Genomic DNA, 14234 nt, shown 5'->3' with positions numbered 1-14234 from the left:
TTCAAACCTGCGGATTCATCGGGCGGTGCGGGCGGCGGGCCAGGTGAAACCGGACTCGCCGGGTCCGGGCGCGGCCGGCGGCGCGCCGAACAGCACGCTGCGCGGACTGGTGCTGAACGTGTCCGCCGCGCGATCCACCGAGCGCGCCGCGGACCGCACGTCGTCGGCGAGCGAGCTGACGCGCGGCAGCGTGTCATAGCCGACGCGCGACGACAGCTCCTGCAACGTGCCGTTCATCGACGTCAGCGCGTCGCCCGCCTGCTGCGCCGCCGTGCCGACCTTATTGAGGTTCATTTCGAACGGGCCGTTCGGGCGGTTCAGGTTGCTGACCAGTTGATTGGTCGACGCCAGCGTGCGGTTCAGCTGGTCGACCGTCCCCGGCAACTTGCCGGTGACCGGCGCGATCTGCTGGGTCAGCGTGGCGACGCCGTCGGCGGCCTTCTGGATGCTGGCCGCTGTGCCGTGCAACTGGTCGGCCATTTCCGGCGAGAGAATATTGTTCACGTCGTCGGCGACTTTTTCGAGCTTGCGCAGCAGGATGTCGCCGCGTTGCTGCAATTGATCGAGCAGGCCGGGGCGCATCGGCAACTGCGCGACCGCGTGAATCGACGACGGCAGCGGCCGCGGGTCGCGCCCGTTGTCATCCAGCTGGATGAAGGCGATGCCCGTCACGCCCTGAAAGCCGAGGCTGCCGAAAGTCGAGTGGGTAATTGGCGCGCGCGTGTCGACAAGGATGCGCACCAGAATCTGCCCCGGATGGCTCGGATCGAATTTGATCGACTGCACCTTGCCGACGTCGAGCCCGCGATAGCGCACCGCGGCATCCGCAAACAGGCCGGTCACGTTGGTGCGCGCAATCAGGTCGTACGGCACGCGCACGGAACGGTCGACGTTGAACAGAAATGCCGCCGCCGCGATAGCCAGCAGCAGGACGATCGTGAAAAGTCCGGCCCAGAAGGCATGCGATTTGTTTTCCATTGTCAGGTTCCCTGGTTCACAGCGGCAATTCGGACGATGCCGGCTCGAGCGCCGCGCGCGGCAGCCTCGCGCGGCGTTCCGGCGGCAGCGCCTGCAACGCGCGGCGCCCGCGCAGGCCGAGGAAATATTCGCGGATGAACGGATGATCGACGCCCGCCGCCTCCTCGACCGGCGCGGCGACCAGCACCTTGCGATCGGCCAGCACGGCGACGCGAGTGGACAGCGCGATCATCGTGTCGAGATCGTGCGTGATCATCACGACCGTCAAACCGAGCGCGCGATGCAGCGCGGAGATCAGCTCGACGAATTCGTCGGACGCCTGAGGGTCGAGCCCGGCGGTCGGTTCGTCGAGGAACAGCAATTCGGGTTCGAGCGCGATCGCACGCGCAATGCCGACCCGCTTGATCATTCCGCCCGACAGCGCCGACGGCATCTTCGATGCATGCTTGCACGGCAAGCCGACCATCTCGAGCTTGAGCATGACGATGTCGCGCAGCAGGTCTTCGGGCACCGTGCCGAGCTCGCGCACCGGCTGCGCGATGTTGTCGAACACCGACAGCGACGAGAACAGCGCGCCGCGCTGGAACAGCATGCCGGAGCGACTGCGCATCAGCAGCGCGGTTTCCGGCGAGATGGTCGCGAGGTCCTCGCCGAATAGTTTGATGGTGCCGGACGACGGCCGCTCGAGGCCGAGAATCTGCCGCACCAGCGTGGTTTTGCCCGAGCCCGAGCCGCCGACGATCGACATGATCTCGCCGCGCCGCACGTCCAGGTTCAGATGCTGGTGCACGATGTTGCGGCCATAGCGCTTGGTGATGTCGATCACCTCGATCACCGGCTCGGCGATCGATGGCACGGGCTGGCCGCGCACGGCCTGGGTGAGTGGCGCGATCATCCTAACCCCACGTTCTGGAAGAGGATCGCGAACACCGCGTCCGCGAGAATCACGATGGTGATCGACGTCACCACCGAGGTCGTCGTGCCTTCGCCGAGACTCTGCGAATTGGCCTTGATGCGAAAGCCGAAATGACAGCCGACGATCGCAATCAGCATGCCGAACGCGACGCCCTTGCCGAGGCCGATCCACAGGTTCGCGATCGGCACCACGCCCGGCAACGCGCGTGCGAAGTAGCTCATATCGATGCCGAGCACGACTTTGGCGGCGAGCGCGCCGCCGGTCAGCGCAATGATGTTGGTCCACATGACGAGCAGCGGCATCGCCACGCCGAGCGCGATCACGCGCGGGAGGATCAGGCGCAGGCCGTGCGGAATGCCCATCACGCGCATCGCGTCGAGTTCCTCGGTCACGCGCATCACGCCGATCTGCGCGGTGATCGCCGAGCCCGAACGACCCGCCACCAGAATCGCGGACAGCACCGGACCCAGCTCGCGGATCACCGCGAGCCCCAGAATATTGACGATGAACTGGTTCGCGCCGAACAGCCGCAACTGCTGCGCGGACAGATAACTGAGCACGATGCCGATCAGGAACGCGACCAGCGCGGTGATCGGCAGCGCCCGGGCGCCCGCGTTGTAGATGTTCGCCGAGATCTCGGTCCACGGCGTGATTTTCGGCTTGCGCACGATCGCGAGCAGATCGAGCACGACACGCCCGAGCATGCCGACGCCGCCGTACAGGTGCTCGAAGAACGAGAAGATCGCGAGACCCAGCCGCGTGAACGGATCGAACCTGACCACCGGCTCGGCCTTCTCACGCACCGTGTCGAGCAACGCGATGCGCTCGAAGATGTCGCGCTGCGTGTCGGTGAGCGTCGTGTCCGGGGGCATCCTGTGGCCCCACACGCGCCACAGCGCCTGACCGCCGACGTGGTCCATCCTGTCGATGCGCGAGAGGTCCCACTCGCCGATGCCCTCGGCGCCGGCGAGCGAGCGCAACAGAGGAATCACGTGACCCGTGGCGCGGTCGCGCGCGAGCGCGAGCGCCGTCCACTGGCCCGAGAGCCGGACGATCTTGCCTTGGCTGCCAGCCGCGACTTCAAGGCCGGGCGGAGTGTCGTAGTTCAAGGATCGCGAGAATCTGGTTATCGGATTAAGGGCCATTGTAGCGAAGGCGCGGCGGATGGGCCGTGCTCAAAACCCCACGGACTTCGCTGTCGCTACAATATGTGGCATGAACGCTTCCAAGACCCCACCCCGAGCCACCGGCGCGGCCGCGGCCGGCGCCGACTGGCGCATCGACCGCGAGCGCGCGGTCGCACTGTTCGGCGCGCATGCGCATGACTGGCCGATCGAAATCGTCGAGGAAACCGGCTCGACCAACGCCGACCTGATGACCCGCGTCAAGGCGCTGCCGCGTGAAGCCGGCGCGCTGCCGCGCCCGATCGTGCGAGTCGCGTATCTGCAAACCGCCGGCCGCGGCCGGCGCGGCCGTCCGTGGTACGCGGAGCCGGGCAATGCGCTGCTGTTTTCGGTCGCGTGCGTGTTGCCGCGTCCGCTGGAAGGACTGGCGGGGCTGAGCCTTGCCGTCGGCGTCGCGCTCGTCGACGCGCTGCGCTCGCTGCCGGTCGCCGGTCCCGGCCAGATCGCGCTGAAGTGGCCGAATGACGTGCTGCTCGAAGGCGACAAACTGGCCGGCATCCTGATCGAAACCGCGTGGAGCACGCACGACGCCAGCGCCGTCGTGATCGGCATCGGCACCAATGTGAAGGGCGCGGACGAACTGGCAGCGCAGATCGGCGCGCTGAACGCCGATGTGCCGCCACAGGCGCGCGGCACGATGCCGACCGCGCTGCAACGCGCGCTGCCCAACGCCAATCTCACCGACACGCTCGCCGCCGAACTGAACGCGCTCGAACCGGCTTTGCAGCGCTTTGGCGCAGAAGGCTTCGCGCCGTTCCAGGCGCGCTGGAATGCGGTGCATGCGTATGCAGGCCGCGAAGTCGTGCTGCTGGAACAAGGTGCGGAACTGACGCGCGGCGTAGCGGCGGGCGTCGACGAGCGCGGCCAGTTGCTGCTCGACACCGCCACCGGCCGCCAAAGCATCGCGACCGGCGACGTCTCGCTGCGCTTGGCCGACGGTGCCGCATGACGAGCGGCGCGCCTTATCTGCTGATCGACGCGGGCAATAGCCGGATCAAGTGGGCACTCGTGCAGGCGAACGGCACACAGCTCGCCGCTGGCGCGCTGGCACATATGAACCATGCGGCGCAGGGCGGTGCCGATCAGCCCAACTGGTCGAACTTGCCGACGCCGGGCAGCGCGTGGTTGTCCAATGTCGCCGGTGAAGGCGTCGCCGCGCGAGTCGCGGCGCTGCTCGATGCGCACTGGCCGCAACTGCCGCTCACCACGATCCGCTCCCGGGCGCAGCAATGCGGCGTGACCAATCGCTACACCACCCCCGAGGCGCTCGGCAGCGATCGCTGGGCCGGCATGATCGGCGCGCATGCCGCGTTTCCCGGCGAACACCTGCTGATCGCGACGTTCGGTACGGCGACCACGCTTGAAGCCTTGCGTGCGGACGGCTGTTTTGTCGGCGGTCTGATTGCGCCGGGCTGGACCCTGATGATGCGTTCGCTCGGCGAGCACACGGCGCAACTGCCGACGCTCGACGCCGCCGTGGCACGCGGGCTGCTCGATGCCGATGACGCGCGCGACACCGCACGCCGCGGCCCGTTCTTCGCGACGGATACGCCGCGCTCGCTGTCCGCCGGTTGCACGCTGGCGCAAGCCGGTTTGATCGAGCGGATGTGGCGCGACTTGCAGGATGAATGGCAGGTGCCGGTGCGGCTCGTGGTCAGTGGCGGCGCCGCGCACGAAGTGGCGAGTGCGCTCAAAGTGCCGCATACTCGCCACGATTCGCTCGTGTTGTCCGGCCTCGCGCTGATTGCGGCCGAGTGCACGGTGCAACACAGCCCCTGAATCGCTACGCCGCAAACATAACAACGGCTCAACTTTCTCTGGACGGGACCACCCACAATGCTTCGCTGGCCGATCGCCATCTTGCTTCTTGCCAACATTCTGGCATTCGTCGCGGTGCGCGGCGTATTCGGCCCGGCGCCCACGGCCGGCGGCCGCGAGCCGAATCATCTGAATCGCCAGGTGCACGCGGACTGGCTGAAAGTGCGGCCGATCACCGCTGCCGAAGCCGCCGATCAACCGGTCGTCGGAGCGCCGGCGCCGGCGGCACCGGTTGCCGCGTCGGCGTTGCCGCAGTAAGAATCTGCGGCGACTGCGCAGCGCCGCGTGTCCTTCACCGCCACACCGTTCAGCCTTGTGTGCGAACCTTCTTCAGAAGCGCGGTGGTCGAGCGATCGTGCTCGAAAGGAATCGCCAACGCCTTGCCGCCCCAGCCTCGCACGATCGCCGACTCCGGCAGCGCGTCCATATCGTAGTCGCCGCCCTTGACCAGCACGTCCGGGCGCAACGCCGTAATCAGTTCGACGGGCGTCTTCTCGCCAAAGCACACCACGTAGTCGACGCTCTCCAGCGCCGCCAGCAACGCCATGCGGTCGGCTTCGTTGTTGATCGGCCGGTCATCGCCTTTGCCGAGCATACGCACCGACGCATCGCTATTCACACCGACGACGAGGCACGCACCCAGCGCCTTGGCATCGGCAAGATAGGTCACGTGCCCGCGATGCAGGATGTCGAACACTCCATTGGTGAACACGAGCGGCGCGCTCAACGAAGGACGCAGCTTCACCAGTGCATCGCGCGTCAGAATCTTGCGTTCGAAAATAGCAGCCATGACAAAGTCGGAAAGAGAAATGCCGTCACGATACACGGTGCACGCGCTGAAACAAAACGGCCCGACACGCTCACGCCTGTCGGGCCGTTCCAGCAATCGTCAAACCGGTTCGCGGCTTCGGCACTAAGGCGCGCCTGGATCCGCGAGACCTCATCACTCCATCACGCCGGCTGTTCAACCGACTTCTGGTCCGCCTGCAAGCGCGCGACCACTTCCTTGCGATAGCGGTTCAATTCCTGCGCCGTGGTGAACGTGCGCTCGAACAGCAGCGACAGGTTGTGCAGAATGCGCTCGACCACCTTCTTTTCCCAGCCGTCATCGAAACGGATCTGTTCGTCGAGCCAGCGCTCGAGCCATTCCGGATCCGGCAGACGCGATTGAATCGTGTCGCGCGGGAACAGCGCCTGGTTCACGTGCAGGTTCGTCGGATGCAGTGGCTTTTCCGTGCGACGCGCCGAAGCCATCAGGACACCGATCTTTGCGAATGCGGCGCGGGCGATGTCGCCGGTTTGCACCATCGCCTTCTTCATGTAGCGCAGATACGCGCCACCATGGCGCGCTTCGTCGCGCGAAATGGTTTCGTAGATGTGCTTGATGACCGGCTCGGTGTGCCACTCGGCTGCACGGCGATACCAGTGATTCAGGCGGATTTCGCCGCAGAAGTGCAGCATCAGCGTTTCGAGTGGCGGCGCCGGATCGAATTCGAAGCGCACGGCGTGCAGTTCTTCTTCGGTCGGGCACATTTCCGGTTTGAAGCGGCGCAGATATTCCATCAGCACCAGCGAATGCTTCTGCTCTTCGAAGAACCACACGCTCATGAACGCGGAGAAATCGCTGTCGTGATGGTTGTCACGCAGAAACATTTCCGTGGCGGGCAACGCCGACCATTCGGTGATCGCGTTCATCTTGATCGTCGCGGCCTGCTCGTCGGTCAATAGCGATGCATCGAACTTGTCCCAGGGAATGTCTTTTTCCATGTCCCATCGAACGGATTCGAGCGATTTATAAAGTTCCGGATAAAGCATGGTGTTCATAGTCCCACCCCTGTTCTGCGCATACTGTCTGTGTCTGTAACTACTACGTGTAGCACTTTCGCTCACGACGAACGAATTACACCGTTTGTCGGCCAAGCATTCAATTTTACGCGGTAATCGGCTGCCTAGATGCACCTGACAGCAAGAAGTGCGGGCGTTTTGCGCCAGCGCCAACCCGTAAGTTACGCGCTGTGCGGCCAACCGTGGGTGAGGGATACCCTATGCCTGAGGTCGAGCCAGTCTGCGATGAAAACCGCACCGTCCAGCCCTGCGCCGGTCGCACCGGCGGCAAAATGAAACAAGGGCGGCTGGATTGGTTCTTGTCAACGCACGCCCAAAGCCAAATGAAGCTTACACAATGATAGCACGCGGACTTTACCGATTTCGCATCAAACGAGACGCAATTCCGGTGCCCGCTTGACCTGTGGCAAAAAAGCCGACAATCGGCGCAGTGTGCCTGGTAATCGGCGGCAAAAGCATGACAGGCCGCGAATCTGCGTTTTGAGCCGGGCCGGCCTTGAGACTTTGGCGGTGCGGCGCGCCGCCGTCTTTCGTTCCTGCCTTTAACTGGATTTTTTCGCAGTCGAACCGCTCGTACCCGTGCTGCTCGTGCGTTTTGCGGAGGCCGACGCACGCTTTGCCGCCGGCCGCTTCTTCGCGGCACTACCGGCTTGCTGCGATGCCGAGGCGTGAGCCGCTGCGCCGCCCGCCGCCGACGGGTTCGCTGCGTCCTTTCTGGCGTCCGTCGCTGCCCCGCTTGCAGCGGCGGCTGCCGGTTGCGTCATCGCGAACTGGGCGATCTGGTCGAACTGCGATTGCAGCAGATTCCACCAGGCCGATGCGTCGAACGGCGGCGTGGCGGGCGTGTCCTCTTCGGTGTTGCCTGCGGCTGCCGCGCTATCCGATGGCGCGGCGCTCTGCGTCGCCGGACTCGGCGCGGGCGCCGCTGGATGCGGCCAGCCGCTCGCTGGCGCAGGACTCGGCGCGGCGGACGCCGCAGCGGGCTGCGCCATCGACGACTGCGCGAACGCACCAAACGCGCGCAGGGTTGCGAGCGTCGCGCGCTGCACTTCGAGCGCCTGAATCGCGGACTGGAGCATGCTCAGATTCAGCTTCAGCCATTGCTCGACGGCGCGCATATCGGTGATGCGCTTGTCGAGTTCCTCGACGTTGGTGAGCGGCGCCATCATGTCGGACATCATCGACAGCGACGGCCCGAGGCTGCCGCCCGGTTGCGCGCCGGTGAGCGCGGAGCCGAACGGCGAGAGCCGCATCATGCCCCACATGCGATCGAGCATTTCAGCGGGCGGGAAACCTGGAAAGCCGGGAAAGGGCGGCGTGGAATCAGTCGTGTCGGTCATGCTTGTCGCCTCGATGCATTGGGGATTGGGATGAGCGCGGTTCGCGCCCGTGCGATTCGATCATACCGTGCGAAGCACGGCTTCACGACCGCTCGTTGCCCGCTGCGCCATTGTTCCCGCTGTCATCGCTGCCTCTATTCGCACCGTTATCCGACGCCGCGTGCGGCTGGCCGCGCCACGGATCGCTTGCGCCGAAATCGGGCGCGCGCCGTTGACGCAGCGAGTTCACGCCCTCGCGCACGTCCGGCCCGGCAAAACCCATGAATTCCAGCGCGAGCGACGTATCGAACGCGGGGCCCGCCGAGCGCAGCCAGTTGTTCAACGCGTACTTGGTCCAGCGAATCGCGGTCTGCGAGCCGTTCGCGAGTTTCTGCGCGACTTCGAACGCCTTGGGCAGCAGATCGTTTTCATCGACGGCGAGCGACACGAGGCCGATGCGTTCCGCCTCTTCGCCGCTCACCGGTTCGCACAGCATCAGGTAGTACTTGGCCTTCGCCATGCCGCACAGAAGCGGCCAGACGATTGCCGCGTGATCGCCAGCGGCGACGCCGAGGCGCGTATGACCGTCGATGATCCGCGCGGTCTTCGCCGCGATCGAAATATCGGCGAGCAGGCCCGCCACGAGTCCCGCGCCGACCGCGGGACCATGCATCGCCGACACGACCGGCTTGCTGCAATTGATCACGTTGTAGACGAGATCGCGCGCCTCGCGCCACACTCGCGCGCGCACGTCGAAATCGGTCGCCATGTCTTCGACCAGTTGCAGATCGCCGCCGGCCGAAAAGCCCTTGCCCTCGCCGCGAATGATCGCGACGCGCGTGTCGGGATCGCGGTCGATGTCGCGCCATACCTCGGCGAGCTCGAAGTGCATTCGCGCATTGGCCGTGGCGAGCCCGCTTTTGTTCGCGCCCTCGCCGCTCATCACGATTTCGAGCACGCCGTGCGGATGGCGATGCAACTGCAGCGACTGATAGTGCGCGTAATACGCGTCGTTGCTGTGGCCGTTACTGTGTGGTGCCTGAGACATGATGAGCCATCCGTGTGTCGCTGTGTCTGTTGAACCGGAGCCGCGCGAACGGGAAATACGGCGGCATGCGCCGCGCCTTCAACGCGGCTGATAAACCCATTTAGCGTTCCTGATTTCCACCATCACGCGCGCGCGCTGATCGAGCCCGAGATGATCGGTGGCGCTCATGTTGACTACGCCGTTGGTGTCGGCGAGACCGTGCGTCGCTTCAAGCGCATTGCGCAGCGCGCGGCGAAACTCCGGCGTGCCCGGCGCGCCCGCCTTCAGCGCGATCGGCACGGCGTGGTCGAGCAACGCGCCCGCGTCCCACGTATACGAGCCGAACGCCGACACGCTGCCCGGTCCGCGCAACGCCTCGAAGCGCGCGATGTAATCGAGCGCGAGGCGTTTGGCCGGATGATCCGCCGGCAATTGCGCCGCGACCAGCACCGGGCTCGCGGGCAGGAACGTGCCATTGCAGTCGGCGCCGCAGACGCGCAGGAAGTCGTTATTGCCGACGCCGTGATTGTGATAGATCAGGCCTTTGTAGCCGCGTTCACGCAGTGTCTTCGGCGGTAACGCGGCGGGCGTGCCGGCAGCGCCGACCACCACCGCATCGGGATGGGTCGCGATGATCTTGAGGACCTGGCCCGTCACGCTCGGGTCGGTGCGATTGAAGCGCTCGCTCGCCACCATGCCGATGTGATGCAGTTGCGCGAACTTCGCGACTTCGGCATAGAAGGTTTCGCCGAGCGCATCCGCCTGGCCGATGAACGCGATGGTTTTGACGCCGTGGGTGCTCGCGTGTTCGGCGATGGCCGAGGCCATCATCGCGTCGGTCTGCGGGGTCTTGAATACCCAGTGACGTTTCGCGTCGACGGGCTCGATGATTTTCGCCGACGACGCGAGCGAGATCAGCGGCGTTTCACCCGCGGCGACCACGTCGATCATCGCGAGCGAATTCGGTGTGATCGACGAACCGATGATCGCGTCGACGCGATTCTCGGAGATCAGCTTCTTGGTGTCCTGCACGGCCTGGGTGGTGTCGGACGCGTCGTCGAGCACGATGTATTCAACTGTCTGTCCGCCGATCTGTTTGGGCAGCAGCGCGACCGTGTCGCGTGCGGGAATGCCGAGCGACGCAGCCGGGCCCGTGAGCGACAGCACGAGGCCGATCTTGACCTGCGCGCTCGCCAGCGCCGGCAACGCACCGACGAGCGCCGTGCATAGCGCGGCGGCGCGGCGCGCGAAACGGTTGCGCACATGGCTCGCGCGCACGCCAGCACTCACGTTCGAGGCGCGCGCGCGCCGGCTTGCAGACTCAAGAGATTCCAATCGCGGCATGCTGTCTCCTCACGTCGGTTTTTCGTTTTGATGTGCTGCCGATGCGTTGCGCCCGCGCCGCCGAGCGCGGCTTTTCGCGCCATGTTTTCACTGCACGACTTGCGATGAACCAGCGGCCCGCCACGCCGGCCTTGCCGCCGCGCCAGTCAGTGTAGCCGCGCGCCGTGGCGGCGGCATCGGGCGAAACCCTTTCGCCGGTGCAGACTTGGCGCGAAGGCGGTTGTGCGCTCCGCCCCGCCGCCAGGTTTCAATCCAGCGGCGCGATGCCCTGATCGATCGAACCGAAAATCGACTTGCCCGCTTCGTCGAACATTTCGATCTTCACGGTGTCGCCGTATTTCATGAACTCGGTTTGCGGCGCGCCGTGCTCGATGGTTTCGAGGCAGCGCTTCTCGGCGATACAACAATAGCCGCGCTTCGCGTCCTTGTTCGACACCGTGCCCGAACCCACGATCGCTCCGGCGCGCAGGTTGCGCGTTTTCGCGGCGTGCGCGATCAGTTGGCCGAAGTGAAACACCATGTCGGTGCCTGCGTCGGGCTGGCCGACCTTCCTGCTGTTCCAATGGACGATCATCGGCCGGTGCACGCGGCCTTCGCGCCAGTGTTCGCCAAGTTCGTCGGGCGTGACCGCGACGGGCGCGAACGACGTGGCGGGCTTGCTCTGGAAAAAGCCGAAGCCCTTCGCGAGTTCGGCGGGAATCAGGTTGCGCAGCGATACGTCGTTGACGAGCGTGATCAGGCGCACGCTTCGGAGCGCCTGATCGGGCGTGACGCCCATCGGCACGTCGGCGGTGATGACGGCGACTTCCGCCTCGAAGTCGATGCCGAATGCCTCCGACGCGCACACCACGTCGTCTTTCGGGCCGATGAAGTCGTCGCTGCCGCCCTGGTACATCAGCGGATCGGTCCAGAACTCCGGCGGCATGTCCGCGCCGCGCGCGCGTCGCACGAGTTCGACATGGTTCACGTACGACGAGCCGTCGGCCCACTGGAACGCACGCGGTAGCGGCGCCATGCATTCCTTGGCGTCGAAGGAGAAGCTGTTACGCGCGCGGCCCTGATTGAGCGCGTCGTACAACTCGTGCAGTTGCGGCGCGTAGAAGGACCAGTCGTCGAGCACGCGCTGCATGGTGGGCGCGATCGCATCGGCGATGGCCGCCGTGTGCAGGTCGCGGGACACGACGATCAGTTGGCCGTCGCGCGTGCCGTCCTTCAGCGTGGCAAGTTTCATAGGGGAGTGAACCGTGTTAGTGACGATGGAGGGAATCTATTCTACGATGGTGAATCGGCGTGCCCCAAGTGGACGCGGGTTGCCTGGGCACGGGGCGTTGCTGGTTGCTGCTTGCCCTGCACGATGCCGGTGCGTTACCGGACGCGACCACGACTGCGCGCGAACGCCACTGCCCCGCCACTATCCATGTGCTGCCACTCCGCCACTCATTTCTTTCCATCATCTTTTAAACGCGCTCGATGCGCCCCGCTCATGCCCTCACCCCCCCGTTCCGGCGCGATGCGCACCGACACCGCCTCCGCTGACCCGCTCGACGCCTCCGAAGCCGACGACGAAAGCATCGAGGCCGGCGAGGGGAAACTGCGCTCGGGCATCCAGTCGATCGAAGTCGGCTTCCGGCTGCTCGACGTGCTGACCCGCGAACCGCGCGCGATGATGCTGCGCGATCTCGCGCAGCGCGCCGGCATGAGCCCGGCGAAGGCGCATCGCTATCTGGTGAGCTTTCTGCGCCTCGGCGTCGTCGCGCAGGATCCGCTGTCAGGCCGCTACGAACTCGGCGGTTTCGCGTTGCAACTGGGGCTTGCGCGGCTTGCGCGTGTCGACGGCGTCAAGCTCGCGCGAATCGCGCTCGCGCAATTGCGCGACCGGCTCGATCTGACGGTCGGCATCGCCGTGTGGGGCAATCAGGGGCCGACCATGGTCCACTGGATGGAGTCGAGCCATCCGGCCAAGGCGTCGCTGAAACTCGGCGACGTGATGCCGCTGCTCAGTTCCGCCACCGGCCTGCTGTTCGCCGCCTATCTGCCGGCGAGCAAAACCGCCGCGATGCTCGAGCGCGAACTGGCCGATTCGCGCCGCTCGTCGCAGACGGGCGGCCCGCGCACGCGCGAGGAAGTCGACGAGGTGCTGGCTCAGGTGCGCGAGCATCAAGCAGCGCGCGTGGAAGGCATATTGCTGCCAACCATTCACGCGTTCTGCATGCCGGTGTTCGACTCGACCGGCGAACTCGCGCTCGGCCTCGTCACGCTCGGCCAGGAAGGCGGCTTCGATATTCGCTGGGGCGGCGAGATCGACACGGCGCTGCGTGAATGCGCGCAAAAGCTCTCGTACGAGCTGGGGTATAGTGCCGCGCCACGTCACGAAAACTGAGGACCAGGCGGGGTTGCGGTCGTCGGCGGATGATTCGATGCCGGTAATACAGGATTGCGGGCGCGGGTGACGCGGTTGGCGGTTGCGAACACCGCGGGCCGCGTCGGACGCGTAGGGCTCCCGCTTGTTTTCGCCGTCGCGGAACATCACGCGCGGCTGTGCGGTCGAATCCGTTCGGCGCGTGCCATGCGCTTGCGCATCGGAGTGAACGTCTCGTTCCCGTCAGCCGACGCGCGCGCCCCGCAGCGCCCTCATCCATCCGACCCATTTCATCCACCCACATTCAATCGCCGATGGCTTCAGCTCCCACCGCACGCCGCGTCCATCGCCCGCCGCCCAACGGGCCGCGCGGCGGGTCGCGCGCGTGGCGATGGCTTGCGGTGCTGGCCACGGTGGCCGTTCTACATTGGATTGCCGCGCAGTGGTTCGAGCGCAACCGCGCGACGCTCAATCCAACCGATCACGAGCACGTCCCGGTGCAGGTCGCGCTGCTCACGCCCGAGCGGATCGAGCGCAAAGCCGTGCCGGCCGCGCCCCCTGCGCCCGCCCCGGCGCCTGCGCATAAGGCCGCGGCGAGTCCGCCGCGCGAACCCGTGCTGACCGCGCTGCAACCGGCCACGCAAGCTGCACAGCCGAGCGTCGCATCGGACGTGGCGGCAAGCGCGCCGCCCGTGGCGGCGAGTCCCAATGCTCACGCGGATGCCGCCGCACATGGCGCAGACACAGCCAGCGCACCTGCGGCGGCCAGCGCGCCTCAAGCGGCGCCCGGGGTGAAGTTTTCGGTCCCGCCATCCGCCGAATTGCAGTACGACACGTTCTATAACGGCGTGCGCAATCAGCCCGGCACGATCCACTGGACCAGCAACGCGCAAGGTTACGAGATGATCGTGTCCGTGCCGCTTCCGTTCGTCGGCCCATTTGTCTACTCGAGCCGTGGTCGCATCGATGCGTTCGGTCTCGCGCCGGATCAGTACAGCGAAAAGCGCGGCCATCGGGCGGAAGACATCGCCATCTTCAACCGCACCGACAAAAAGATCGGCTTCACGCGCACCCCGGCCTCGCTGCCACTGCCCGATGGCGCGCAGGACCGTTTCAGCATGGTGATGCAGCTTGCGAGCCTCGTACGGGGCGATCCGTCTGCGTATAAGCCCGGTGTGACGCGGCAGTTCTTCGTCGTCGATAACGACAGCGGCGAGAACTGGCCGGTCGAAACGATCGGCGACGAGACCATCCGCACGGCCGAGGGCTACCTCGATACGCGTCATTTCAAACGCTTGCCGCGTCATGACGGCGACATGCGACGCATCGACGTGTGGCTCGCGCCGTCGCTCGGCTGGCTGCCCGCGCGCATCGTTCAAACGGAACCGAACGGCACGCAAGTCGAACTGGTGTGGCGCGGCAAGCTCTCGCTCGACGACGCAGG

At 65.8% G+C, this 14234-nt stretch carries 14 protein-coding genes; 5 read left to right on the top strand and 9 right to left on the bottom strand.

Features of this window, described 5'->3' with window-relative positions:
* Positions 1–15: 15 nt before the first annotated feature.
* From CIC12_RS19305 to CIC12_RS19295, 3 genes are read right to left on the bottom strand one after another with little or no spacing between them, the layout of a single operon-like run.
* Positions 16–978, bottom strand: a complete 963-nt coding sequence (locus tag CIC12_RS19305; RefSeq protein WP_168665985.1) for an MlaD family protein — start codon at positions 976–978, stop codon at positions 16–18.
* Between the two features lie 16 nt (positions 979–994).
* The gene (locus CIC12_RS19300; RefSeq protein ID WP_168665983.1) at positions 995–1873 is read right to left on the bottom strand and encodes an ABC transporter ATP-binding protein; all 879 of its coding nucleotides are present in this window, start codon (positions 1871–1873) and stop codon (positions 995–997) included.
* Positions 1870–3003 (bottom strand): MlaE family ABC transporter permease, encoded by a 1134-nt coding sequence (locus CIC12_RS19295; RefSeq protein WP_168665982.1) that lies wholly within the window; start codon positions 3001–3003, stop codon positions 1870–1872. The genes CIC12_RS19300 and CIC12_RS19295 overlap by 4 nt, the downstream gene beginning before the upstream one ends.
* A 106-nt stretch (positions 3004–3109) precedes the next feature.
* Here CIC12_RS19295 and CIC12_RS19290 point away from each other — a divergent pair, with 106 nt between their 5' ends.
* The 3 genes from CIC12_RS19290 to CIC12_RS19280 are packed head-to-tail and all read left to right on the top strand — an operon-like array spanning position 3110 to position 5154.
* Positions 3110–4027, top strand: a complete 918-nt coding sequence (locus CIC12_RS19290; protein ID WP_168665981.1) for a biotin--[acetyl-CoA-carboxylase] ligase — start codon at positions 3110–3112, stop codon at positions 4025–4027.
* Positions 4024–4857 (top strand): type III pantothenate kinase, encoded by an 834-nt coding sequence (locus CIC12_RS19285; RefSeq protein ID WP_168665980.1) that lies wholly within the window; start codon positions 4024–4026, stop codon positions 4855–4857. Before CIC12_RS19290 ends, CIC12_RS19285 begins: the two co-directional genes overlap by 4 nt.
* A gap of 57 nt (positions 4858–4914) precedes the next feature.
* Positions 4915–5154, top strand: a complete 240-nt coding sequence (locus CIC12_RS19280; protein ID WP_168665979.1) for a hypothetical protein — start codon at positions 4915–4917, stop codon at positions 5152–5154.
* A 49-nt stretch (positions 5155–5203) separates the two neighbouring features.
* Here CIC12_RS19280 and rfaE2 read toward each other — a convergent pair whose 3' ends face one another.
* The 6 genes from rfaE2 to CIC12_RS19250 form a co-directional block, all read right to left on the bottom strand.
* Complete coding sequence (gene rfaE2, locus CIC12_RS19275; RefSeq protein ID WP_168665978.1) at positions 5204–5686, bottom strand: D-glycero-beta-D-manno-heptose 1-phosphate adenylyltransferase; 483 nt, start codon at positions 5684–5686, stop codon at positions 5204–5206.
* Positions 5687–5847: 161 nt separating this feature from the next.
* Positions 5848–6720, bottom strand: coding sequence for a ferritin-like domain-containing protein (locus CIC12_RS19270; RefSeq protein ID WP_168665977.1), 873 nt, complete (start codon positions 6718–6720; stop codon positions 5848–5850).
* A gap of 563 nt (positions 6721–7283) precedes the next feature.
* Positions 7284–8081, bottom strand: coding sequence for a PhaM family polyhydroxyalkanoate granule multifunctional regulatory protein (locus CIC12_RS19265; protein ID WP_168665976.1), 798 nt, complete (start codon positions 8079–8081; stop codon positions 7284–7286).
* Between the two features lie 82 nt (positions 8082–8163).
* Positions 8164–9108: an enoyl-CoA hydratase/isomerase family protein gene (locus CIC12_RS19260; RefSeq protein ID WP_238812718.1), complete on the bottom strand. Its 945-nt coding sequence runs from the start codon at positions 9106–9108 to the stop codon at positions 8164–8166.
* Between the two features lie 78 nt (positions 9109–9186).
* Positions 9187–10431: an ABC transporter substrate-binding protein gene (locus CIC12_RS19255; protein ID WP_168665975.1), complete on the bottom strand. Its 1245-nt coding sequence runs from the start codon at positions 10429–10431 to the stop codon at positions 9187–9189.
* Between the two features lie 247 nt (positions 10432–10678).
* A complete protein-coding gene (locus tag CIC12_RS19250; protein WP_168665973.1) occupies positions 10679–11662 on the bottom strand; it encodes a fumarylacetoacetate hydrolase family protein in 984 nt (327 codons plus the stop codon).
* A 252-nt stretch (positions 11663–11914) separates the two neighbouring features.
* Between CIC12_RS19250 and CIC12_RS19245 the strand changes: the two genes are divergently transcribed.
* Both CIC12_RS19245 and CIC12_RS19240 read left to right on the top strand, forming a co-directional pair.
* Positions 11915–12811 (top strand): IclR family transcriptional regulator, encoded by an 897-nt coding sequence (locus CIC12_RS19245; RefSeq protein WP_168665972.1) that lies wholly within the window; start codon positions 11915–11917, stop codon positions 12809–12811.
* Positions 12812–13104: 293 nt separating this feature from the next.
* Positions 13105–14234: DUF3108 domain-containing protein (locus tag CIC12_RS19240; protein WP_168665971.1), on the top strand; the 1130-nt coding region annotated here is incomplete at its 3' end.

The sequence above is a fragment of the Paraburkholderia sp. SG-MS1 genome (assembly GCF_012275575.1).
Classification (GTDB): Bacteria; Pseudomonadota; Gammaproteobacteria; order Burkholderiales; family Burkholderiaceae; genus Paraburkholderia.
The sequence above is the reverse complement of the archived record's forward strand: the minus strand, read 5'-3'. Positions and strand labels throughout refer to the sequence as shown.

Coding starts and splice junctions, on each gene's coding strand:
- CIC12_RS19260 (WP_238812718.1), bottom strand. CDS start 9,108: ATGTCTCAGGCACCACACAGTAACGGCCACAGCAACGACGCGTATTAC.
- CIC12_RS19255 (WP_168665975.1), bottom strand. CDS start 10,431: ATGCCGCGATTGGAATCTCTTGAGTCTGCAAGCCGGCGCGCGCGCGCC.
- CIC12_RS19265 (WP_168665976.1), bottom strand. CDS start 8,081: ATGACCGACACGACTGATTCCACGCCGCCCTTTCCCGGCTTTCCAGGT.
- CIC12_RS19305 (WP_168665985.1), bottom strand. CDS start 978: ATGGAAAACAAATCGCATGCCTTCTGGGCCGGACTTTTCACGATCGTC.
- CIC12_RS19245 (WP_168665972.1), top strand. CDS start 11,915: ATGCCCTCACCCCCCCGTTCCGGCGCGATGCGCACCGACACCGCCTCC.
- CIC12_RS19290 (WP_168665981.1), top strand. CDS start 3,110: ATGAACGCTTCCAAGACCCCACCCCGAGCCACCGGCGCGGCCGCGGCC.
- CIC12_RS19250 (WP_168665973.1), bottom strand. CDS start 11,662: ATGAAACTTGCCACGCTGAAGGACGGCACGCGCGACGGCCAACTGATC.
- rfaE2 (WP_168665978.1), bottom strand. CDS start 5,686: ATGGCTGCTATTTTCGAACGCAAGATTCTGACGCGCGATGCACTGGTG.
- CIC12_RS19270 (WP_168665977.1), bottom strand. CDS start 6,720: ATGAACACCATGCTTTATCCGGAACTTTATAAATCGCTCGAATCCGTT.
- CIC12_RS19300 (WP_168665983.1), bottom strand. CDS start 1,873: ATGATCGCGCCACTCACCCAGGCCGTGCGCGGCCAGCCCGTGCCATCG.
- CIC12_RS19280 (WP_168665979.1), top strand. CDS start 4,915: ATGCTTCGCTGGCCGATCGCCATCTTGCTTCTTGCCAACATTCTGGCA.
- CIC12_RS19285 (WP_168665980.1), top strand. CDS start 4,024: ATGACGAGCGGCGCGCCTTATCTGCTGATCGACGCGGGCAATAGCCGG.